Source organism: Viridibacillus soli, assembly GCF_016612995.1.
GTDB classification, from domain to species: Bacteria; Bacillota; Bacilli; order Bacillales_A; family Planococcaceae; genus Viridibacillus; species Viridibacillus soli.
This window is the reverse complement of record NZ_JAEOAH010000017.1, coordinates 66,076-88,150: the sequence shown is the minus strand read 5'-3', so window position 1 is coordinate 88,150 and position 22,075 is coordinate 66,076. Positions and strand designations below refer to the sequence as shown.

At 40.1% G+C, this 22,075-nt stretch carries 18 protein-coding genes; 17 read left to right on the top strand and 1 reads right to left on the bottom strand.

All coding sequences use genetic code 11. The annotated features are described in order from the left end of the window. Positions 1-311: 311 nt before the first annotated feature. From JFL43_RS12555 to JFL43_RS12510, 10 genes are all read left to right on the top strand, one after another. Entirely contained in the window at positions 312-2,465 is a 2,154-nt protein-coding gene (locus JFL43_RS12555) for a (Fe-S)-binding protein (protein ID WP_200749297.1), read from the top strand. Between the two features lie 183 nt (positions 2,466-2,648). Then, positions 2,649-3,854, top strand: coding sequence for an acetyl-CoA C-acetyltransferase (locus JFL43_RS12550; RefSeq protein WP_100794862.1), 1,206 nt, complete (start codon positions 2,649-2,651; stop codon positions 3,852-3,854). Further along, a complete protein-coding gene (locus tag JFL43_RS12545) occupies positions 3,854-4,708 on the top strand; it encodes a 3-hydroxybutyryl-CoA dehydrogenase (protein ID WP_200749296.1) in 855 nt (284 codons plus the stop codon). The genes JFL43_RS12550 and JFL43_RS12545 overlap by 1 nt, the downstream gene beginning before the upstream one ends. Positions 4,709-4,723: 15 nt before the next feature. Further along, positions 4,724-5,860 carry an acyl-CoA dehydrogenase gene (locus JFL43_RS12540; RefSeq protein WP_200749295.1) on the top strand — a complete coding sequence of 379 codons (1,137 nt, stop codon included), beginning with the start codon at positions 4,724-4,726 and terminating at the stop codon, positions 5,858-5,860. A gap of 39 nt (positions 5,861-5,899) precedes the next feature. Further along, positions 5,900-7,036, top strand: coding sequence for an acyl-CoA dehydrogenase (locus JFL43_RS12535; protein WP_100794859.1), 1,137 nt, complete (start codon positions 5,900-5,902; stop codon positions 7,034-7,036). 4 nt (positions 7,037-7,040) lie between these two features. Further along, a complete protein-coding gene (locus tag JFL43_RS12530; RefSeq protein ID WP_100794858.1) occupies positions 7,041-7,673 on the top strand; it encodes a TetR/AcrR family transcriptional regulator in 633 nt (210 codons plus the stop codon). A gap of 150 nt (positions 7,674-7,823) precedes the next feature. After that, positions 7,824-11,072, top strand: coding sequence for a fused isobutyryl-CoA mutase/GTPase IcmF (gene icmF, locus JFL43_RS12525; RefSeq protein WP_200749294.1), 3,249 nt, complete (start codon positions 7,824-7,826; stop codon positions 11,070-11,072). Positions 11,073-12,003: 931 nt separating this feature from the next. Next, positions 12,004-12,537 (top strand): DNA-directed RNA polymerase subunit delta, encoded by a 534-nt coding sequence (rpoE, locus tag JFL43_RS12520; protein ID WP_200749293.1) that lies wholly within the window; start codon positions 12,004-12,006, stop codon positions 12,535-12,537. 153 nt (positions 12,538-12,690) lie between these two features. Then, on the top strand, positions 12,691-14,283 hold the full coding sequence (locus JFL43_RS12515) for a CTP synthase (RefSeq protein ID WP_200749292.1): 1,593 nt from the start codon (positions 12,691-12,693) through the stop codon (positions 14,281-14,283). A 216-nt stretch (positions 14,284-14,499) separates the two neighbouring features. Then, positions 14,500-15,066 (top strand): hypothetical protein, encoded by a 567-nt coding sequence (locus tag JFL43_RS12510; protein WP_200749291.1) that lies wholly within the window; start codon positions 14,500-14,502, stop codon positions 15,064-15,066. Here JFL43_RS12510 and JFL43_RS12505 read toward each other — a convergent pair. Beyond that, on the bottom strand, positions 15,033-15,557 hold the full coding sequence (locus JFL43_RS12505; RefSeq protein ID WP_200749290.1) for a DUF2529 family protein: 525 nt from the start codon (positions 15,555-15,557) through the stop codon (positions 15,033-15,035). The genes JFL43_RS12510 and JFL43_RS12505 overlap by 34 nt on opposite strands. A 140-nt stretch (positions 15,558-15,697) precedes the next feature. Here JFL43_RS12505 and JFL43_RS12500 point away from each other — a divergent pair, with 140 nt between their 5' ends. The 7 genes from JFL43_RS12500 to rpmE all read left to right on the top strand — a co-directional run bounded on the left by JFL43_RS12500 (position 15,698) and on the right by rpmE (position 21,953). Then, positions 15,698-16,057, top strand: a complete 360-nt coding sequence (locus JFL43_RS12500) for a response regulator (RefSeq protein WP_100798036.1) — start codon at positions 15,698-15,700, stop codon at positions 16,055-16,057. 96 nt (positions 16,058-16,153) lie between these two features. Then, the gene (locus tag JFL43_RS12495; protein ID WP_100794853.1) at positions 16,154-17,008 is read left to right on the top strand and encodes a class II fructose-bisphosphate aldolase; all 855 of its coding nucleotides are present in this window, start codon (positions 16,154-16,156) and stop codon (positions 17,006-17,008) included. An 86-nt stretch (positions 17,009-17,094) separates the two neighbouring features. Beyond that, positions 17,095-17,745, top strand: coding sequence for a fructose-6-phosphate aldolase (gene fsa, locus JFL43_RS12490; protein ID WP_100794852.1), 651 nt, complete (start codon positions 17,095-17,097; stop codon positions 17,743-17,745). A 33-nt stretch (positions 17,746-17,778) separates the two neighbouring features. Further along, the gene (locus JFL43_RS12485; RefSeq protein ID WP_100794851.1) at positions 17,779-19,071 is read left to right on the top strand and encodes a UDP-N-acetylglucosamine 1-carboxyvinyltransferase; all 1,293 of its coding nucleotides are present in this window, start codon (positions 17,779-17,781) and stop codon (positions 19,069-19,071) included. A 97-nt stretch (positions 19,072-19,168) separates the two neighbouring features. Next, positions 19,169-20,137 carry a class II fructose-bisphosphatase gene (gene glpX / locus JFL43_RS12480; protein WP_100794850.1) on the top strand — a complete coding sequence of 323 codons (969 nt, stop codon included), beginning with the start codon at positions 19,169-19,171 and terminating at the stop codon, positions 20,135-20,137. A gap of 136 nt (positions 20,138-20,273) precedes the next feature. Beyond that, positions 20,274-21,557 (top strand): transcription termination factor Rho, encoded by a 1,284-nt coding sequence (rho, locus tag JFL43_RS12475; protein WP_100798035.1) that lies wholly within the window; start codon positions 20,274-20,276, stop codon positions 21,555-21,557. A gap of 195 nt (positions 21,558-21,752) precedes the next feature. Further along, positions 21,753-21,953 (top strand): 50S ribosomal protein L31, encoded by a 201-nt coding sequence (gene rpmE, locus JFL43_RS12470; RefSeq protein WP_100794849.1) that lies wholly within the window; start codon positions 21,753-21,755, stop codon positions 21,951-21,953. Positions 21,954-22,075: the final 122 nt, after the last annotated feature.

Sequence of the window (22,075 nt, the reverse complement as noted above, 5' to 3'; positions counted from 1 at the left end):
TAATTCTCAGTAAATCTCTGGAAATATTTAAAAAATTCTGAATTGACATGTAATTCCGGCGAGAACTATGCTAGAATTTTTAGTAAACTTAGAGAAACATGTATGAACTACAAGACAACGAATAGATTAAACGGAATTATTGCAAAAAATATAATGGAAGAAGTAACAATTACCATTGACTGAATGCTCATTCATATTTTACAATGATAAAAACAGATACATTTACATGATAAATTACTAAACTTTAGTAATTTTAGTGGAATGTAGGGGTGTAGCAATCGTATAACGAGCATCATAGAGGGGGAAATGTTATGAATCCATTGCTAATCGCAAACTGGATACTATTTGTAGTAGTAGTAGCTTATGGTTTATTTTTATTCGGATACTTGTTAAAGACGCGCTATGAATTCGTCAAAATGGGGAAACAAGTTGAGTTCGATAATGATGTTAAGGCACGACTACACAAAATTTGGGTGAATGTATTTGGTCAAAAGAAGCTATTAAAAGATAAAAAGAGTGGCGCTATTCACGTTATGTTCTTCTATGGCTTCCTATTAGTTCAACTAGGCGCAATTGATTTCATTTGGAAAGGTTTGAAACCGGGATCGCACTTACCTTTAGGGCCGTTGTATCCATTTTTCACATTCTTTCAAGAAATTGTGTCATTAGTAATTTTAGTAGCAGTCGTATGGGCATTTTATCGCCGTTATGTTGAAAAACTTGTGCGCCTAAAACGCGGCTTTAAATCAGGTTTAGTATTAATCTTTATCGGTGGGCTAATGGTTTCAGTACTCGTCGGGAACGGTATGGGCATGATTTGGCATGATCACGCAGCAACTTGGTCAGAGCCGATAGCATCTACTATTGCCACTGTTTTTGGATTTTTGCCACCAACAGCAGCAATTGTTATATTCTTCATCATGTGGTGGATTCATTTATTAATTCTTTTAACTTTCTTAGTTTACGTTCCACAATCGAAACACGCGCATTTAATCGCAGGTCCAGTAAATGTTTACTTCAACCGTTTAAATCAAGTTGGAAAGCTAACGCCTATCAACTTTGAAGATATGGAAGAAGGGGAAGATGGAGAGGAAGAAATGCCATCATTCGGTGTTGGGAAGATTACCGACTTCACACAGCTACAACTAATTGATTTGTATGCTTGTGTAGAATGTGGCCGTTGTACCAATATGTGTCCAGCAAGTGGTACAGGAAAAATGCTGTCACCAATGGATTTAATAACAAAATTACGTGATCACTTAACATTTACAGGAGCGGTTGCAACACGTCAACAACCGTGGGTACCATCATTAATGTTCAAAAAAACACAAGGCAATCAGCTAGCAATGGCGGCTGGAGCTGAAGGTGCAGTACTTGAAGATATCTACAGTCCGTCATTAATCGGAGACGTCATCACAGAGGAAGAAATTTGGGCATGTACGACTTGCCGTAACTGTGAAGACCAATGTCCAGTAATGAATGAGCATGTCGATAAAATAATTGACCTGCGCCGTTATTTAACAATGACAGAAGGACGCGTTAACCCGGATGCACAACGAGCAATGACTAACATTGAACGCCAAGGAAATCCATGGGGAATTAACCGTAAAGAAAAAGAAAACTGGCGCGATGCTCGCTCGGATGTTCACATTCCAACGGTGAAAGAAGTGTCAAAAGCAGGCGAAGAGTTCGAGTACCTATTCTGGGTTGGCTCAATGGGCTCATTTGATAACCGCTCACAAAAAATTGCATTATCTTTTGCAAAGTTAATGAACGAAGCAGGCGTTAAATTTGCGATTTTAGGTAATAAAGAAAAGAACTCAGGAGATACACCACGTCGCCTTGGTAATGAATTCTTATTCCAAGAATTAGCAACAGCTAATATTAGTGAGTTCGAGAAAACAGGCGTCACAAAATTAGTAACAATTGATCCGCATGCTTATAATATTTTTAAAAATGAGTACAGCGACTTTGGTTGGAGTGGTGAAGTATATCATCATACAGAATTGCTTTACGATTTAGTACAACAAGGTCGTCTTAAACCACAATATGCAATTGAAGAAACGATTACATTCCATGATTCATGTTACCTAGGTCGTTACAATGATGTTTATGATCCTCCACGTGAAATTTTAAAAGCAATTCCTGGCGTGAAGTTAGTTGAAATGGAACGTAATCGTGAAACAGGTATGTGCTGTGGCGCTGGTGGAGGCTTAATGTGGATGGAAGAGCATGTAGGTAACCGCGTTAACGTTGCGAGAACTGAGCAAGCACTTGCAGTGAGTCCAACAATGATTTCATCAGGCTGTCCATACTGCTTAACAATGCTTTCAGATGGTACGAAAGCAAAAGAAGTTGAAGAGCAAGTAGGCACATATGATATTGCTGAATTACTAGAGAAATCAGTATGTGGCGAATATAAACCACCTGTTGAGGAAGTAATTGAAGAGCCGATTATCCAATAAGTAATTGAAATAAAATGGCAATTTATGTACAATATTACTAAGAAAAATAGAGAGTGCTAGACACTCTCTATTTTTCTAAAATTCTGTTGAGCGAGCGTTCAGTCGTAAAGTTTTAAAAGAACACTCGTTTATTTTTAAATAACAATGTAAGCGTATGCATAATGAAGACAAGGGGTGTCTGATTTGACAAAAACAGTGATTTTAAATGGCGCGCGAACAGCATTTGGGAAATTTGGAGGAGCACTAAGCTCCTTAACGGCTAGTGATTTAGGTGGCGTAGCGATTCAAGCTGCCTTACAAAGATCTAATGTCCTGCCAGATCAAGTGGATGAAGTAATTATGGGAACTGTATTACAAGCAGGGCAAGGGCAAATTCCTTCTCGACAAGCAGCGGTAAAAGCAGGAATCCCGTTGTCAGTGAAAACAGAAACGATTAACAAAGTTTGTGCTTCTGGATTGCGCAGTGTGACATTAGCAGATCAACTTATTCGTTTAGGGGACGAGGAAGTGATTGTAGCTGGTGGCATGGAGTCTATGTCTAATGCTCCTTACTATTTACCAAAAGGCCGATTTGGCTTGCGCATGGGAGATGCGGTAATGGTAGACGGTATGGTTTATGACGGTTTATCTTGTTCTTTCGATTCAGAGCATGTACATATGGGCACATATGGAGATTCCACGGCAAAAGACTTTTCATTAACAAGAGAATCGCAAGATGAATGGGCATATCGCAGTCATAAGCGAGCATTAGCTGCGATGGACGCGGGCAAATTTGCAGAGGAAATTGTTTCAGTAAGTATTGCACAACGTAAAGGTGATCCAGCTGAAATCGATACGGATGAAGCACCAAGAAGAGATACGTCACTACAATCTTTAGCAAATCTTAGAGCAGCATTTACGACTGAAGGTACGATTACAGCGGGGAATGCACCGGGTATTAATGATGGTGCTTGTGCAGTTGTTCTTATGAATGAAGAACGTGCTAAAGCAGCAGGTCACGCACCGCTTGCCTATATTTTAGGGCATGCAGAAATCGGTGTTCTGCCACAACATTTCCCGCAAACACCAGGCTTAGTCATCAACAAAATTTTAGAAAAGACAGGGAAAACGTTACAAGATATTGATTTATTCGAAATTAATGAAGCATTTGCAGCCGTTGCGTTAGCAAGCAATCAAATTGCAGAGCTAGATGCAGAAAAAGTTAATGTCAACGGTGGAGCAGTCGCATTAGGGCATCCAATCGGAGCATCTGGTGCACGCATTATTTTGACACTCGCTTATGAGTTAAAGCGTCGCGGCGGAGGTATTGGTATTGCAGCTATTTGTTCTGGCGGAGGTCAAGGAGATGCCATCATGATTGAAGTACCAAAAACGGGGGGATTCGAGTGATGAGTATTCAGAAAATAATGGTAATTGGAGCAGGTCAAATGGGCTCTGGTATCGCGCAAGTGTGTGCGCAAGCAGGATTTGACGTCAAACTAAACGATATGAAGGAAGAGTTTTTCGCAAGAGGTTTAGGTACTATTACAAAAAATCTCTCACGCAATGTTGAAAAAGGTCGTATGACAGAGAGTGAAAAAGAAGCCGTTCTTGGCCGTCTAACAAAATCACTCGATATCAATGATGCAAATGATGTCGATTTAGTCATCGAAGCAGCCGTAGAAAATATGTCAGTAAAGCAAGCTATTTTCAAACAGCTAGATGCCATTGCACCGGCGCATGCCATTTTAGCTTCTAATACATCATCATTACCAATTACAGAGCTAGCGGCTGTGACAAATCGTCCAGAACAAGTAATCGGCATGCACTTTATGAATCCAGTACCAGTGATGAAGCTGGTTGAAATCATTCGTGGTTTAGCTACTTCAGATGATGTCTATCAAGCAATTGAAGATATGACGAAAAAACTTGAAAAAGTACCAGTCGAAGTAAATGATTTCCCAGGGTTCGTTGCAAACCGCATATTAATGCCGATGATTAACGAAGCCATCTATACACTATACGAAGGTGTTGCGAACAAGGAAGCCATTGACGATGTTATGAAACTTGGCATGAATCATCCCATGGGACCACTAACATTAGCAGATTTTATCGGCTTAGACACTTGCCTCTACATTATGGAAACATTACACGAAGGCTTTGGCGACAGCAAATACCGTCCATGCCCACTGCTACGTAAATACGTTAAAGCAGGCTGGTTAGGGAAGAAAACAGGACGCGGCTTCTACATCTACGAATCTTAAAAGGGGTGTTCCACTATGGAATTAAAGTTCACGGAAGAACAACTTATGACGCGCAATATGGTAAGAGAGTTTGCGCAAACAGAAATTGCTCCAAAAGTTGAAAGCATGGAAAATGGGGATTTTCCACGCGACATACTAGCGAAAATGGGAGAGCTAGGACTAATGGGCATTACAACACCTGAACAGTATGGTGGAGCCAATATGGATTTTACATCTTACATTATCGCCATTAACGAATTATCGAAAGTGAGCGCGACAATTGGTGTTATCTTATCTGTTCATACATCTGTTGTCACAAATCTAATTCTCTATTACGGCAATGAAGAGCAAAAACAAAAGTATGTACCTAAGCTTGCAACAGGTGAGTACCTAGGTGCTTTTTGTTTAACAGAGCCCTCTGCAGGGTCTGACGCGGGTTCGTTAAAATCTAAAGCTGTGAAAGATGGCGACAACTACATTATCAATGGTTCAAAAGTATTTATTACCAATGGTGGCGAAGCAGAAGTCTATATCGTCTTTGCCTCAACAGATTTAACACAAGGTTCGAGAGGGATTTCAGCCTTTATTGTCGAAAAAGGAACTGAAGGGCTAATTATCGGAAAAGATGAACAGAAAATGGGTTTACATGGCTCACGCACTGTTCAACTAACATTCGACAATCTAATTGTCCCTGCAGAGAACTTGCTCGACCAAGAAGGAGAAGGCTTCAAAATTGCAATGGCGAACTTAGATGTCGGTCGTATCGGTATAGCTGCACAAGCACTTGGCATTGCCGAAGCCGCTTTGGAAGAATCAATTGCCTATGCACAGCAACGTACCCAATTCGGGAAGCCGATTGCCGCAAATCAAGGCGTCGGATTTAAACTAGCTGATATGACAACAGCTGTCGAAGCAGCGAAGCTACTCGTATACCGTGCTGCAGATTTACGTGCTAAAGGATTAACTTGTGGCAAAGAAGCATCTATGGCGAAACTATTTGCTACCAAAACAGCTGTAGAAGTCTCAATAGAAGCAATCCAAGTATTTGGAGGCTATGGCTATACAATGGATTATCCGGTTGAGCGGTTTTTCCGCGACGCCAAAGTAACGGAAATTTACGAAGGCACAAGCGAAATTCAGCGACTCGTCATTAGCAAGCATTTAATCAAGTAGGGTTTCTAAAAAATTAACAAAACAAAGGTGGAGACAGAGATGAACTTTCAATTATCAGAAGAGCATGAAATGATTCGTAAAATGGTACGTGACTTCGCAGAAAATGAAGTAGCACCTACTGCAGCAGAACGCGATGAAACAGAGACTTTCGACCGTGCAATCTTCGATAAAATGGCAGAGTTAGGCTTAACAGGTATCCCATGGCCAGAGGAATACGGCGGTATTGGCTCCGATTACTTGGCATATTGTATTGCAGTTGAAGAGTTATCGCGTGTATGTGCTTCAACAGGTGTAACACTTTCTGCACATACATCTTTAGCAGGCTGGCCAATTTATAAATACGGGAATGAAGAACAAAAACAAAAATACTTACGCCCAATGGCTGAAGGTACCAAAATTGGTGGCTACGGCTTAACTGAACCGAGTTCGGGATCAGACGCTGGTGGCATGAAAACAACAGCTAAATTAGATGGCGACGATTATATCTTAAACGGCTCTAAAATTTTTATTACAAACGGTGGCATTGCTGAAATTTATGTCGTATTTGCTGTAACAGATCCGACATCTAAGCAAGGCACAAGCGCATTTATCATAGAATCTGATTTTGAAGGTTTCTCGGTAGGTAAAAAGGAAAAGAAACTAGGCATTCGCTCGTCACCAACAACTGAAATTATTTTCGATAACTGCCGCGTACCAAAAGAAAACTTATTAGGTGCGGAAGGCGATGGTTTTAAAATTGCGATGAAAACATTAGATGGCGGTCGTAATGGTATAGCTGCTCAAGCGGTGGGTATTGCACAAGGTGCATTAGATGCATCGGTTGAGTATGCAAAAGAGCGTGTTCAATTCGGCAAACCTATTACAGCAAATCAAGGGGTATCTTTCAAACTGGCAGATATGGCTACATCAATTGAAGCTTCACGTTTATTAACGTATCAAGCGGCGTGGTTAGAATCGAACAACCTTCCTTATGGTAAAGCATCAGCAATGGCAAAATTAATGGCTGGAGATACAGCGATGAAAGTATCAACTGAAGCTGTGCAAGTGTTCGGTGGCTACGGTTATACAAAGGACTATCCAGTTGAACGTTATATGCGTGATGCGAAAATTACGCAGATTTACGAAGGAACACAAGAGATTCAGCGTCTTGTTATCTCTCGTATGTTAACGAAATAAATATATGTCAAAAAACCAAAGTAAGAGGCAAGTAGAATCGTCTGTCAAAGATGAAAATCTTATTGAGAAGCGCCGTACTGAGATGATTCAAGGTGCGGTCAAACTTTTTAAACAAAAAGGCTTTCACCGTACGACGACGAGAGAAATTGCCAAGGAAGCTGGCTTTAGTATAGGAACGCTATATGAATATATTCGTACGAAGGAAGACGTGCTGTATCTAGTCTGCGACAATATTTATCGTGAAGTAAGCTCAAGATTAGCGAATTTACCAACTGAAGCTGGAACAATAGAAGGATTAAGGGCATCCATACGTCAATATTACTTGCTTATCGACTCCATGTCGGATGAAATTCTCGTCATGTATCAAGAGTCCAAATCTTTAAAGAAGGATGCACTACGTTACGTATTAACAAAAGAGTTTGAGATGGTCAGGTTATTTGAAAATCTATTAGCTGGTTGCGTACAGTCGGGGGAATTGACGCTATCGGAAAAAGAAATCAACCTAATCTCAAACAATATCGTCGTGCAAGGCCAAACTTGGGCTTTTAGACGATGGGCTTTCCGAAGAAATTACACAATTGATGATTATATTGACATGCAAACGTCTATTTTTTTAAATGGTATTTTGAAGAAATGATTTTACGCTTTGTGCAAGGTAAGAAGACTCGAACTCTTTATATAGTTTCAGTTTCTAGTACCTTGCACATTTTTTATCCAAACATTTTGGGGAAAATGGTGGGAGAAACGTTCAACTAGTATTTCGTTCATGACAAGGGGGAATTTATATATGGTCCAAGCAACAGTGTACCGTCCGAAAAATCACGTACGATTTGTCACGGCATCTAGTCTCTTTGACGGTCATGATGCATCTGTTAATATTATGCGTCGTATTTTGCAATCGAGTGGTGTCGAGGTTATTCACCTTGGGCATAACCGCTCTGTTGAAGAGGTAGTTAATGCAGCCATCCAAGAAGATGCGCAAGGGGTAGCGATTTCTTCTTATCAAGGTGGTCATGTTGAATACTTTAAATACATGCAAGATTTATTTAGGGAAAAAGGCGCTCCGCATATCGGCATTTTCGGTGGTGGAGGTGGCGTTATTTTACCTCGTGAAATTAAGGAGTTACATGAATACGGCATTAAAGGTTTATTCTCGCCTGAAGATGGTCGTGAACTTGGCTTACAAGGCATGATCAACAAAATGATTGAAAAAAGCGACTTCACGACGATTAAAGAGAATCTAATTAGCAAGTTAGATACATTATCAACGGAGCAACCGGAAGTACTAGCACAACTCATCACAGCAGCTGAAGAAGCACAAGAAGGTGAGATAACAGACTTTCTAGAAAAAGCCCGTAGTTTATCAAAAAACACACCTGTGCTCGGAATTACAGGAACAGGTGGAGCAGGGAAAAGTTCATTAACAGATGAATTGATTCGCCGTTTCTTACAAGAGTTTCCAGAAAAAAAGGTTGCAATTCTTTCAATCGATCCAACAAAGCAAAAAACAGGTGGAGCGCTACTTGGAGACCGTATTCGCATGAATGCTATATTCAACAACCGCGTTTACATGCGTAGTCTTGCAACACGTGGTTCACACTCCGAACTATCAGATGCAATCGCAGATGTTCTAGACGTTGTAAAAGTAGCAGGATATGATTTAATCGTCATTGAAACGAGTGGTATCGGTCAAGGTGATGCGGCAATTACCACAGTTTCTGATTTATCAATGTACGTCATGACAAGTGAATTTGGTGCACCAACGCAGCTTGAGAAAATTGATATGATTGACTTTGCAGATCTTATTGTCATCAATAAATTCGAACGAAAAGGCTCCGAAGATGCGCTTCGCCAAGTGCAGAAGCAATACCAACGTAGTCATGAACTTTGGACGAAAGATCTCGATCAAATGCCCATATTTGGTACAATTGCTAGCCAGTTTAACGATAAAGGAACGAATTCTTTATTCGCTGAACTAGTACAGGTTATCAATGAAAAATGCAATCTTGATTGGGAAACGTCTTACGAGCATTTTGTGAAAACACAAAAGCAAGATGTCATTATTCCGAATGATCGTCGCTATTATTTACGTGAAATTACAGATGCTATACGTAATTATCATAAAAAGTCTGAACAGCAAGTCGAATTTGCCCGTAAGCTATTCCAACTAGAGGGGACGATTACAACTGTTCAGGAAAAAGCACCGAATGATGCGTTAATTGAATCTCTTACTTCATTGGCAGTGGATATAAAAAATCAATTAACTGCAGAATCACAGCAAATTTTAGCAAACTGGAAAACATTGAAGGAAGCATATGCAGGGGACGAATTTGTCACAAAAGTGCGTGACAAAGAAATCCGCACAATCTTAACAACAAAAAGTTTAACGGGCTTAAAAATCCCAAAAGTTGTGCTACCTAAATTCGTGGACTACGGGGAAATATTACGCTGGGTTTATAAAGAAAATGTGCCAGGTTCATTCCCGTATACAGCCGGTGTATTCCCGTTCAAACGTGAAGGTGAAGACCCGAAACGTCAATTCGCAGGGGAAGGAACACCCGAGCGTACAAACCGCCGCTTCCATTACTTATCAAAAGATGATGATGCTAAACGCTTATCTACAGCATTTGACTCTGTAACATTGTACGGTGAGGATCCAGACTACCGCCCAGATATCTACGGTAAAGTAGGTGAATCTGGCGTTAATATTTGTACTTTAGAAGATATGAAAAAACTCTATGATGGCTTTGATTTATGTGCACCATCAACATCTGTTTCGATGACAATTAACGGGCCGGCACCAATTATTTTAGCGATGTTTATGAACACTGCAGTAGATCAGCAAGTGAAAATACAAGAAGATAAATTAGGGCGCTGTTTAACAGTTGAGGAATTCACCGACGTTCGTGAAAAGACACTTCAAGTTGTGCGCGGTACAGTGCAGGCAGATATTTTAAAAGAAGATCAAGGGCAAAACACTTGTATTTTCTCTACAGAATTCGCATTACGTATGATGGGTGATATCCAACAATATTTCATCGATCAAAAAGTACGTAATTATTACTCTGTATCTATTTCTGGCTATCATATTGCAGAAGCGGGAGCGAACCCGATTTCACAGCTAGCATTTACATTAGCGAACGGCTTCACTTATGTGGAATACTACTTAAGCCGTGGCATGAATATCGATGATTTTGCACCTAATTTATCGTTCTTCTTCTCAAATGGATTAGACCCAGAATACACTGTAATCGGACGCGTGGCCCGTCGCATTTGGTCGATTGTTATGCGTGATAAGTACGGTGCAAACGACCGTAGTCAAAAACTGAAATACCATGTTCAGACATCAGGTCGAAGCTTACACGCGCAAGAAATCGACTTCAATGATATCCGCACAACGCTACAAGCATTAATGGCACTGCAGGATAACTGTAATTCATTGCACACGAACGCTTATGATGAAGCCATCACAACGCCGACAGAAGAATCCGTACGTCGTGCGATGGCAATCCAGATGATTATTACAAAAGAACATGGCCTTACGAAAAACGAAAACCCACTGCAAGGAGCATTCATAATTGAAGAACTAACAGACCTTGTAGAAAATGCTGTCTTGGAGGAGTTCGACCGCATTAATGACCGAGGTGGTGTCCTTGGAGCAATGGAAACTCAATACCAACGTGGCAAAATTCAGGAAGAGTCAATGTTCTATGAAATGCTGAAGCACTCAGGCGAGCTACCAATCATTGGCGTCAACACATACTTGAACCCGAACCCACCATCAGCAGAAGCCATAGACAGCATGGAAATTGCGCGTGCTTCACAAGATGAAAAAGAAACACAAATTAAAAATTTGCAAAAATTCCAAACGAAACACGCAGATCAAACCGCCGCTGCTCTTAAACGTCTAAAAGAAGAAGCAGTAACCGGAGGCAACATCTTCGCAGAATTAATGGAAACAGTAAAATTCGCAAGCTTAGGCCAAATCACCAACGCCCTATACGAAGTAGGCGGACAATACAGACGGAATATGTAATTAAATGCTGAAGGCGCTCATTCATCTCTTGTGCCGAAAGACCGAAGTGACCCGAGGGGCTGGCGTTCGAAGCTGGATGTGAATAAATGCTGCGGACGCCCATTTAGCTCCGACAGGCACTGGAGGGCTTGAACACAAGACGCTTTTTGTCTTGTGCCGAGAGACCGAAGTGACCCAAGGGGCTGGCGTCCAAAGCTGGATGTGCCGAGAAAATACTTAAAGCATATCCAAGTGACTAAAGCGCAGCCCTGAGTGATAAAAGAATGGTTCTGAGTCATAGAAGAGAACTCGAGTCATCGAAGTTAAGGCGTGAGTCATAGAAGAGCAGCCCTGAGTGATAAAAGAATAGTTCCGAGTCATAGAAGAGAACTCGAGTCATCGAAGTTAAGGCGTGAGTCATAGAAGAGCAGCCCTGAGTGATAAAAGAATGGTTCTGAGTCATAGAAGAGAGCTCGAGTCATCGAAGTTAAGATGCGAGTCATAGAAGCGCAGCCCTGAGTGATAAAAGAATGGTTCTGAGTCATAGAAGAGAGCTCGAGTCATCGAAGCCATACACCCAATCACAAAAACGAGCCACAATCATAAGTAAAAAACTCATCTAAAAATAAAAAAATGAAGGAACTAATCATTTCATTAGCCCCTTCATTTTTATTTTTTGTATAATGAGGAGTAAACCAAATTTTAAGGAGCTCTTGTTTATATGAAAAGTCTACTACATTGTCTATTTATCTTAATCTGCCTGGTGCTTATTTTCTTTTTGTATGACAAGCAATTAGGGGCCATCCCTATCCTTATTTTTTCCATATATCTGTTTGTTTACGGCTATCGACAATTAAGAAATCAAAAAAAGAATAATTGATTGTGGCGTAATCAAAGAAAGATTGTATATAATGGATATTATGTTTATGTATTAAGAAGGGACGTGCACGATTTGAACTTTCGTGAAATGACAAAAGAACAACTGACAGAAGAATCGTTTATCGATTTAGCATACGCTATTTTAGTTTCAAAAAAACAACCTCTATCTTTCCCAGAATTAATGAGTGAGATCCAAGCTATAAATGGCTGCACTGATGCAGAAATGAAAGAACGTTTATTACAGTTCTACACAGATCTTAACATCGAAGGGCGTTTTATCGTACTTGGAGAAAACCGCTGGGGACTTCGTGAGTGGTACGCAATCGAACAAATTGAAGAAGAAACAGCACCAACAGTAAAAGTACGTAAGAAAAAAACAAAAGCTGCTGTTGCGGGTGAAGATGATAGCGAAGAAGATGAAGACCTAGAATTCGAGGAAAACTTCGATGAATTCGTAGAAGACCCAAATGCGGAAGAAGAGGAAGAATTCGAAGATGTCACTATCGATGATATTGATGAAGACATCGATGAGGACTTACTTGAAGAAGAAGATGAATTCGAAATCGTTGATGAAGAAGAGGAAGAAGAAGAAGAGGAAGAAGAATAATTTCTTGACATCTTCTCGAGTTCCATATAATCTTTTACTTGGGCTCCTTAAAAGGAGAATGACCGTATAATTTATACGCTCCCCCTGCAATTACTTGCGGGAGGAGCGTTTTTTATTTTTTCTAGAGTGTTTAATTTAAAGGAGGAATTGGCTTTGACCAAATATATTTTCGTAACAGGCGGCGTTGTATCATCACTTGGTAAAGGGATTACAGCAGCATCACTTGGGCGTTTACTAAAAAACCGTGGATTAGAAGTAACAATCCAAAAATTCGACCCATACATTAACATTGACCCAGGTACAATGAGTCCGTACCAACACGGGGAAGTTTTCGTAACAGATGATGGTGCAGAGGCAGATTTAGACTTAGGTCACTACGAGCGTTTCATCGACATTAACTTAGGTAAACACAGTACGGTAACTTCTGGCCGCGTTTACGCATCTGTCTTGAAAAAAGAACGTCGCGGTGATTACAACGGTGGGACTGTACAAGTTATTCCACATATCACAAACGAAATTAAAGAACGTATCCAACGTGCAGGTCGTGAAACAAGCGCGGATGTTGTTATTACAGAAGTAGGTGGAACAGTAGGAGATATCGAATCACTACCATTCCTAGAAGCAATTCGTCAAATGAAATCAGACCTTGGTGGAGAAAATGTAATGTACATCCACTGTACTTTAATTCCTTACATCAAAGCAGCTGGTGAATTAAAAACAAAACCAACGCAACACTCGGTAAAAGAATTACGTTCACTTGGTATTCAGCCGAACCTTCTTGTTGTACGTACAGAACAAGAAGTACCGCAAGAAATGAAAGACAAGTTAGCGTTATTCTGTGATGTAAAAGCACGTGACGTAATCGAATGTCTAGATGCAAAACATTTATACGAAGTACCATTAAACTTACAAGCACAAGGTATGGATGATATCGTTCTAGAACACTTCGGTATCACTGCACCACAAGCAGACATGGTAGAATGGACTGCATTAGTAGATCGCGTTTTAAACTTATCAAAAACAGTTAAAATTGCACTTGTTGGTAAATACGTTGAATTGCAAGATGCTTATTTATCAGTAGTTGAAGCATTAAAACACGCTGGTTACCCAGTTGATGCGGATATCGAAATTGACTGGATCAATTCCGAAGATGTAACAGCTGAAAACGTTGCAGAATTATTACAAACTGCAGACGGAATTTTAGTACCAGGTGGCTTTGGTGACCGTGGTGTTGAAGGTAAAATCATCGCTACACAATATGCACGTGAAAATGACGTACCATTCTTAGGTATTTGCCTAGGTATGCAATTAGCTACTGTTGAATTTGCACGTAACGTTCTAAACTTAGAAGGCGCGCACTCAGCAGAACTTGATGCAGACACAAAATACGCAATTATCGACTTATTACCAGAACAAAAAGACGTGGAAGACTTAGGTGGTACACTACGTCTTGGTTTATATCCATGTAAATTAACAGCTGGATCAAAAGCAATGGATGCATATCACGAAGAAATCGTTTACGAACGTCACCGTCATCGCTACGAGTTCAACAACGAATACCGTGAAGCATTCGAAGCAGCAGGATTCGTCTTCTCTGGTACAAGTCCAGATGGCCGTCTAGTTGAAATTATTGAATTACCAGAGAACAAATTCTTCGTGGCATCTCAATTCCACCCAGAATTCATCTCACGCCCGAATCGCCCGCAACCACTGTTCCGTGAATTTATTGCAGCAGCAGTGAAATAATAAAATGCTGAATCGGCCCATTTAGGCCCGACAAGCGTTGGAGTCTTCGAAACAAAAGCATAGCTTTTGCCGGAGAAGACGGCAACGACTTCGAGCCGTTAGCGTCCGAAGCTTGATACCTAATATAAATGCTCAAAACCCTAGCCAAGATCATGTTGGCTAGGGTTCTTTTTATTTTAAGATATGAATGTTCTGATAAATAACAAACAAGAAGAGTTGAGCAACAAACAAGCAGAGATAAGCAACAAACAAGAGGAGTTGAGCACCAAACAAGCAGAGTTGAGCAACAAACAAGCGGAGTTGAGCAACAATCAAGCAGAGTTGAGCAACAAACACGCAGAGTTGAGCAACAAACAAGCGGAGTTGAGCAACAATCAAGCAGAGTTGAGCAACAAACACGCAGAGTTGAGCAACAAACAAGCGGAGTTGAGCAACAATCAAGCAGAGTTGAGCAACAAACACGCAGAGTTGAGCAACAAACAAGCAGAGTTGAGCAACAAACAAGAGGAGATAAGCAACAAACAAGAGGAGTTGAGCAACAAACAAGTGGAGTTGAGCAACAAACAGGCAGAGATAAGCAACAAACAAGAGGAGTTGAGCAACAAACAAGCAGAGATAAGCAACAAACAAGAGGAGTTGAGCAACAAACAAGCAGAGATAAGCAACAAACACCAACACAATCCCCTAAAAAGTAACAAAAAGACCACTCTCAAATCGTTCAAGAGTGGACCTGATAAAAAGTATTGGCATTATAGCTGGTCATCTGATAGCATTTCGTCATAGGCCATTTTTATGGCTTCATATACATACAAAGAGGCAAAACTATATGGCAATACAATTCGTTCACCGAAATTATTCGGCAATAAACCTTTTTCGATGCCTAAAGAGATATATGTATAAGCTAAATCCCCCATTTCACCACAATCCGCAAACTTTTCACTTGCAACAACAGCAAATGGAATAAATGCATCATATAAAGAGTGGGCCAAAGATAACGCCTTAGCATTGTCTGCATGACGAGTGAAAATACAAACACGATCTGTCGAAATTAACTTAGTATCTTTTGTCCAAGGCTTTAATTTGGCAAAAGGTTCAGCACCGTGCAAAGCGTTGATTTCTAACGCCTGCATCTCTTCAAAGCAAGCAAAATAAACAGTACCTTCCGCAATACCCGCCTGTGCTAACAATCGAGCCGTTTCTTCTATTTCTTCCTCTTGGCTAGTAGAAATTCGTTGTAATAGACCGCCAAGCTGTGTCGATAATATTTTTAACATGACATTCACCTCATGCCTATAAGTATAATAATTGTTCATTTTAAATGCAAAATGAACAATTATTATGGATTTAAAAGGGAAAATGATGTATATTGGCGAATAATTAGTATGGGGGAATAAAATAAGGGAGTATGGTAAAGTTGAAAAAAATACTTATTGTCGACGACCAACAGGGGATTCGCTTGCTGCTCAATGAAGTGTTCAAGAAGGAAGGCTATGAAACATATTTAGCTGCTAATGGCCTGGAAGCATTGGAGTATACAGAGAAAATAGTAATGGATTGCGTTTTGCTAGATATGAAAATCCCTGGAATGGATGGGATTGAGATATTAAAACGCATTCATAAGCAATTGCCTGAACTGCCTGTTCTTATGATGACTGCGTACGGTGAACTTGATTTGATCAAAGAAGCTGAGTCGCTTGGCGCGAAACATTATTTTACAAAACCATTCGACATTTACGAAGTTCGGGACGTAGTTAATAAATTATTGAAAGATTAATGACGAGCAGTGGTCAACACCGCCTGTTTTTGATATTATGAGTAGTGATATTAACTAACATTAATACCACGCTATATCCTAAAGGAGGATTTTGTAATGGCTTTGGTTTCCATGAAAGAAATGCTGATTAAAGGTAAAGAAGAAGGTTATGCAGTTGGCCAATTCAACATCAATAACCTAGAATTCACTCAAGCTATTTTACTTGCTGCACAAGAAGAAAACTCACCAGTCATTTTAGGTGTTTCTGAAGGTGCCGGAAAATATATGGGAGGCTTCATTGCCGTTGTATACATGGTAAAAGGCCTAATCGAAAGCTATAAAATTACAGTTCCAGTAGCAATTCACTTAGACCATGGTTCAAGCTTCGAAAAATGTAAAGAAGCGATTGATGCTGGTTTTACATCAGTTATGATTGACGCTTCACATCATTCATTTGAAGAGAATATTGAAATTACTTCTAAAGTAGTTGAATATGCACATGCTAAGGGTGTTTCTGTAGAAGCTGAACTTGGTACTGTTGGTGGCGATGAAGATGGTGTAATTGGTGGCATTATGTATGCAGACCCGCAAGAATGTAAAAAACTTGTAGAAGCTACAAACATTGATTGCTTAGCGCCTGCATTAGGTTCTGTTCACGGCCCTTATCAAGGTGAGCCAAACTTAGGATTCAAAGAGATGGAAGAAATCTCAAACTTTGCTGATTTACCATTAGTATTACATGGTGGTACTGGTATCCCTACAAAAGATATTCAACGTTCAATCTCTTTAGGAACAGCTAAAATTAACGTTAATACTGAAAATCAAATCGCAGCAACTAAAGCGGTACGTGAAGTATTAGCAAATGACACAAAAGTATATGATCCACGTAAATATTTAATTCCAGCTCGCGAAGCGATTAAAGCAACAGTAATCGGCAAAATACGCGAATTTGGTAGTGCTCAAAAAGCATAAAACAATTATACAGATGATAACAGGAGAAGTGTTCGGTTAAAATAATCGTCCTTCTCCTATTTTCCATCATTCAGGAGGAAATATAAGTGAAATTTTTTATCGATACAGCGAACTTTGAAGAAATCAAAGAAGCACATTCTTGGGGTATTATCTCAGGTGTAACAACAAACCCATCTCTAGTAGCAAAAGAACAAAATATTTCATTTCACGACCGTTTACGCGAAATTGCAGAATTAGTCGACGGCTCTATTAGTGGTGAAGTGATTGCACTAGATGCAGAAGGTATGGTCAAAGAAGGTCTTGAACTTGCTGCTATCGCACCGAACATTACCGTGAAATTACCTATGACACCTGCTGGTCTAACAGCGTGTTCTACACTTTCAAAACAAGGTATTAAAACAAACGTAACATTAATTTTCAGTGCTAACCAAGCTCTTCTAGCAGCTCGTGCTGGTGCAACTTACGTATCTCCATTCTTAGGACGTCTAGATGACCTAGGTCAAGATGGGATCGAATTAGTGCGTCAAATTGCTGAAATCTTCGCGATTCATGAAATCGATACACAAATCATTGCAGCTTCTATCCGTCATCCACAACATATTACAGAAGCGGCTCTTGCGGGTGCGCATATTTCGACAACACCTTACAATGTTTTGACTCAATTATTCAAACATCCATTAACGGACAAAGGAATTGAAGGATTCTTAGCGGATTGGAATAAGAAAAACGGTAAATAATAATAGAAATATCCGAAGATGAAGGAGATTCAAATGGACGTTTATAAAATTAAAGGCGACAAGCGTTTGCAAGGAACAATCAAAGTAAACGGTGCTAAAAATAGCGCTGTAGCCTTAATTCCTGCATCCATATTGGCTAATTCACCTGTCACAATCGAAGGCTTACCAGAAATTTTAGACGTTACAACGTTAAAAGCCTTGCTTGAAGAAATTGGTGGAGAAGTACAATTTTCTGATGGACATATGGTCATTGATCCACGTGCAATGGTTGATATGCCTTTACCAAACGGCAATGTCAAAAAACTCCGCGCATCATACTATATGATGGGAGCAATGCTTGGACGATTTAAAAAGGCTGTTATTGGTTTACCGGGTGGTTGTCATTTAGGACCTCGCCCTATCGATCAACATATTAAAGGTTTTGAAGCACTAGGCGCTAAAGTAACAAATGAACATGGTGCAATCTATTTGCGTGCAGATGAACTAGTCGGTGCAAAAATTTATTTGGATGTTAGCAGTGTTGGTGCCACAATTAACATTATGCTAGCAGCTGTTAAGGCAAAGGGACGTACAGTCATTGAAAATGCTGCAAAAGAGCCGGAGATCATCGATGTCGCAACATTATTAGCGAATATGGGTGCTAAGATCAAAGGTGCAGGTACAAATGTTATTCGTATTGACGGCGTTGAAGAGCTACACGGTACAAATCATACAATTATTCCAGACCGTATTGAAGCTGGGACATTCATGATTATGGCCGCGGCTATTGGCGATGGTATTACAATTGATAACGTGATTCCTTTACATGTAGAAGCTGTTACAGCAAAACTTCGTGAAATGGGTGTCAAAGTAATCGAGGAAGAAGAGCGCCTCTTCATTCCTAAAGTAGAAAATCTTCAATCAGTTGATGTGAAAACACTTGTATATCCAGGGTTCCCAACGGATCTGCAACAACCATTTACCGTGTTATTAACACAATCACAAGGTTCATCAGTCGTGACAGATACAATCTATTCTGCCCGTTTTAAACATATTGATGAAATATCTCGTATGGGTGCGAACGGTAAAGTAGAAGGCCGTTCAGCTATCATTAATGGTTCGACTACGCTAGAAGCTGCTACAGTGACTGCTACAGATTTACGCGCAGGTGCAGCATTAGTCATCGCAGGCTTATTAGCTAAGGGCGAAACAGAAATTCATGACATTTACCACATTGAAAGAGGCTACAGTTCATTGGTTCCGAAGCTACGCGCGCTAGGTGCAGACATTCGCCGAGAAACGCTACCTTCAGAACAAGAAAATGTAACATCTAAAAGATCAAACTGAAAAATATTCGCACAGAATAATCTGTGTGCTACAATAGATTTAGTTTTACAGGATTCCAACCATTAAGTGGATTGGAAAGCGGGGGGAACAGTAAAAGATGAAACGCAGTTTATCAATGGAAGTAGTACGTGTGACAGAAGCAGCAGCAATTGCCTCAGCAAGATGGATGGGCCGAGGATTGAAAATGGAAGCAGATGACGCGGCAACAACAGCAATGCGTCAAGTATTCGATTCCATTCCTATGCAAGGAACAGTCGTAATCGGTGAAGGTGAAATGGACGAAGCGCCAATGCTATATATTGGTGAACAATTAGGCCATGATGAAAACGGCCCACATGTTGATATCGCCGTAGATCCACTTGAAGGAACGAACATCGTAGCAGCAGGTAGTGGTAACGCACTAACTGTACTAGCAATCGCTGATCGCGGAAACTTACTACATGCACCTGACATGTACATGGAGAAAATCGCAGTAGGTCCAGAAGCAGCAGGGAAAATTGATATTGATGCACCAGTAATCGATAACTTACGTGCAGTTGCTAAAGCGAAAAACAAAAATATCGAAGACGTAGTGGCAACACTTCTACAACGTGAACGCCACCAACCAATCGTAGATCAAATTCGTGCAGCAGGTGCTCGCATTAAATTTATCTCTGATGGAGATGTTGCAGCAGCTATCAATACAGCATTTGATGAAACAGGTGTAGATATTTTATTCGGTAGAGGTGGAGCTCCTGAAGGTGTTATTGCAGCAGTAGCTTTAAAATGTCTTGGAGGAGAATTCCAAGGTAAGTTAATTCCATCGAATGACGAAGAAATCGAACGTTGCAAAAAGATGGGTATCGAAGTTAATAAAGTGCTATATATGGATGATCTTGTTAAAGGTGACGATGCAATCTTCGCCGCAACAGGTGTGACAGATGGAGAGCTATTAAAAGGTGTTCAATTTAAAGGCGGACACTGTACAACTGAATCAGTTGTTATGCGCGCTAAATCTGGAACAGTTCGATTTATTGAAGGTCGCCATAGCTTAACTAAAAAACCTAATCTATTTATGGAATATTAAACTTCAATATTTATTGCCCGGCATTTGTCGGGCTTCTTCTTAAAGTTCATTTCATTTCATTACTCGCAACTCTCACACATCTATGTTGACCAAATTCATCTTTACAAAAAAACTATATAAGAGTGGTGCTATGTCTATGACAACAATGACAATTTCTCAGCTTGAAGATATGAAACTGAAAGATTTATATGCGCTTGCGAGAGATTATAAAATTTCATACTATAGTAAGCTGACGAAAAAAGAATTAATTTTTGCGATTTTAAAATCAAGAGCAGAGCAAGAAGGTTACTTTTTCATGGAAGGTGTCCTTGAAATTATTCAACAAGAGGGTTTTGGTTTCCTAAGACCAATCAACTATTCTCCAAGCTCTGAGGATATATATATTTCAGCATCACAAATTCGTCGCTTTAGCTTACGTAATGGTGATAAAGTTACAGGAAAAGTGCGTCCTCCAAAGGAAAATGAACGTTACTACGGGCTATTACATGTGGAGGCAGTGAATGGGGAAGACCCTGAAACAGCGAAAGAGCGCGTGCATTTCCCTGCGCTGACACCACTATATCCTGATCGTCATATTAAACTTGAATTAGAACCGAATAAATTATCTACACGTATTATGGATTTAGTAGCACCAGTTGGTTTTGGTCAACGTGGTCTTATTGTAGCTCCACCAAAAGCGGGTAAAACATTACTATTAAAAGAAGTTGCGAACGCGATTACAGAAAAATATCCTGAATCTGAACTAATTGTACTATTAATAGATGAACGTCCAGAAGAAGTAACGGATATTGAACGTTCAGTAGCAGCGGATGTTGTTAGTTCAACATTCGATGAGCTACCAGAAAACCACGTAAAAGTAGCGGAGCTTGTGTTAGAACGAGCTATGCGATTAGTAGAGCATAAGCGTGATGTCATCATTTTGATGGACTCTATTACGCGACTTGCACGTGCTTATAACTTAGTCATTCCACCAAGTGGTCGTACATTATCAGGTGGTATTGATCCTGCGGCGTTCCACCGTCCAAAACGTTTCTTCGGTGCAGCTCGTAATATTGAAGAGGGTGGTAGCTTAACGATTTTAGCAACTGCTTTAATTGACACAGGCTCACGTATGGACGAAGTAATTTACGAGGAGTTCAAAGGAACGGGTAACTTAGAGCTTCATTTAGACCGTAGTCTAGCAGAACGCCGTATATTCCCAGCAATCGATATTCGCCGCTCAGGCACACGTAAAGAAGAACTATTAATTCCAAAAGAACAACTTGATAAGCTATGGGCTATTCGTAAAACATTCTCAGACTCATCCGATTTTGCAGAGCGTTTCTTGAAAAAATTACGCCAAACAAAAACAAATGAAGAGTTTTTTGAACAGTTGAATTCTGACATGAAGACTGCTCGGAACGGTAAAGGTTTACTGTAAAAGTAATGTGGTCTTCTGCAAGTAATTTAATTCGGTAGATTTATTTGCTTGCAACACTCTATAATTTTTGATATACTGCTTACAGTATTGCATGAAACGTGTTGCATATGCGGCAAACTAATCTGGGTCGTGTAAGGCAACAGTTCGAAAAAAAACTCTGTTCCAGATGGTTCAGGGCGAGAGGAGATCATACACATGAAACAAGGTATTCATCCAGACTACAAAGAAGCAGCAGTAAGTTGTTCTTGTGGTAACACTTTCAAAACTGGTTCAGTAAAAGAAAACATCGTTATCGAATTCTGTAACGAATGTCACCCATTCTATACTGGCCGTCAAAAATTCGCGTCTGCTGACGGACGTGTTGATCGTTTCAACAAAAAATACGGTATTAAATAATTTAACCCGTAGTCATAAAATACCTGCCCGGCAAGTAATTGCTAGGCAGGTATTTTTCTTGCGTCAAAAAGATTTTTCGTGTAGTATAAAGCACGTTCGCTTAAAGTAAAAAACTATATAAA

What these genes read in the sequence shown, in the direction of transcription:
- icmF (WP_200749294.1), top strand. Translation starts at nt 7,824, where the DNA reads ATGGTCCAAGCAACAGTGTACCGTCCGAAAAATCACGTACGATTTGTC.
- JFL43_RS12545 (WP_200749296.1), top strand. Translation starts at nt 3,854, where the DNA reads ATGAGTATTCAGAAAATAATGGTAATTGGAGCAGGTCAAATGGGCTCT.
- JFL43_RS12540 (WP_200749295.1), top strand. Translation starts at nt 4,724, where the DNA reads ATGGAATTAAAGTTCACGGAAGAACAACTTATGACGCGCAATATGGTA.
- rho (WP_100798035.1), top strand. Translation starts at nt 20,274, where the DNA reads ATGACAACAATGACAATTTCTCAGCTTGAAGATATGAAACTGAAAGAT.
- JFL43_RS12530 (WP_100794858.1), top strand. Translation starts at nt 7,041, where the DNA reads ATGTCAAAAAACCAAAGTAAGAGGCAAGTAGAATCGTCTGTCAAAGAT.
- JFL43_RS12535 (WP_100794859.1), top strand. Translation starts at nt 5,900, where the DNA reads ATGAACTTTCAATTATCAGAAGAGCATGAAATGATTCGTAAAATGGTA.
- JFL43_RS12485 (WP_100794851.1), top strand. Translation starts at nt 17,779, where the DNA reads ATGGACGTTTATAAAATTAAAGGCGACAAGCGTTTGCAAGGAACAATC.
- JFL43_RS12555 (WP_200749297.1), top strand. Translation starts at nt 312, where the DNA reads ATGAATCCATTGCTAATCGCAAACTGGATACTATTTGTAGTAGTAGTA.
- glpX (WP_100794850.1), top strand. Translation starts at nt 19,169, where the DNA reads ATGAAACGCAGTTTATCAATGGAAGTAGTACGTGTGACAGAAGCAGCA.
- rpmE (WP_100794849.1), top strand. Translation starts at nt 21,753, where the DNA reads ATGAAACAAGGTATTCATCCAGACTACAAAGAAGCAGCAGTAAGTTGT.
- JFL43_RS12505 (WP_200749290.1), bottom strand. Translation starts at nt 15,557, where the DNA reads ATGTTAAAAATATTATCGACACAGCTTGGCGGTCTATTACAACGAATT.
- JFL43_RS12495 (WP_100794853.1), top strand. Translation starts at nt 16,154, where the DNA reads ATGGCTTTGGTTTCCATGAAAGAAATGCTGATTAAAGGTAAAGAAGAA.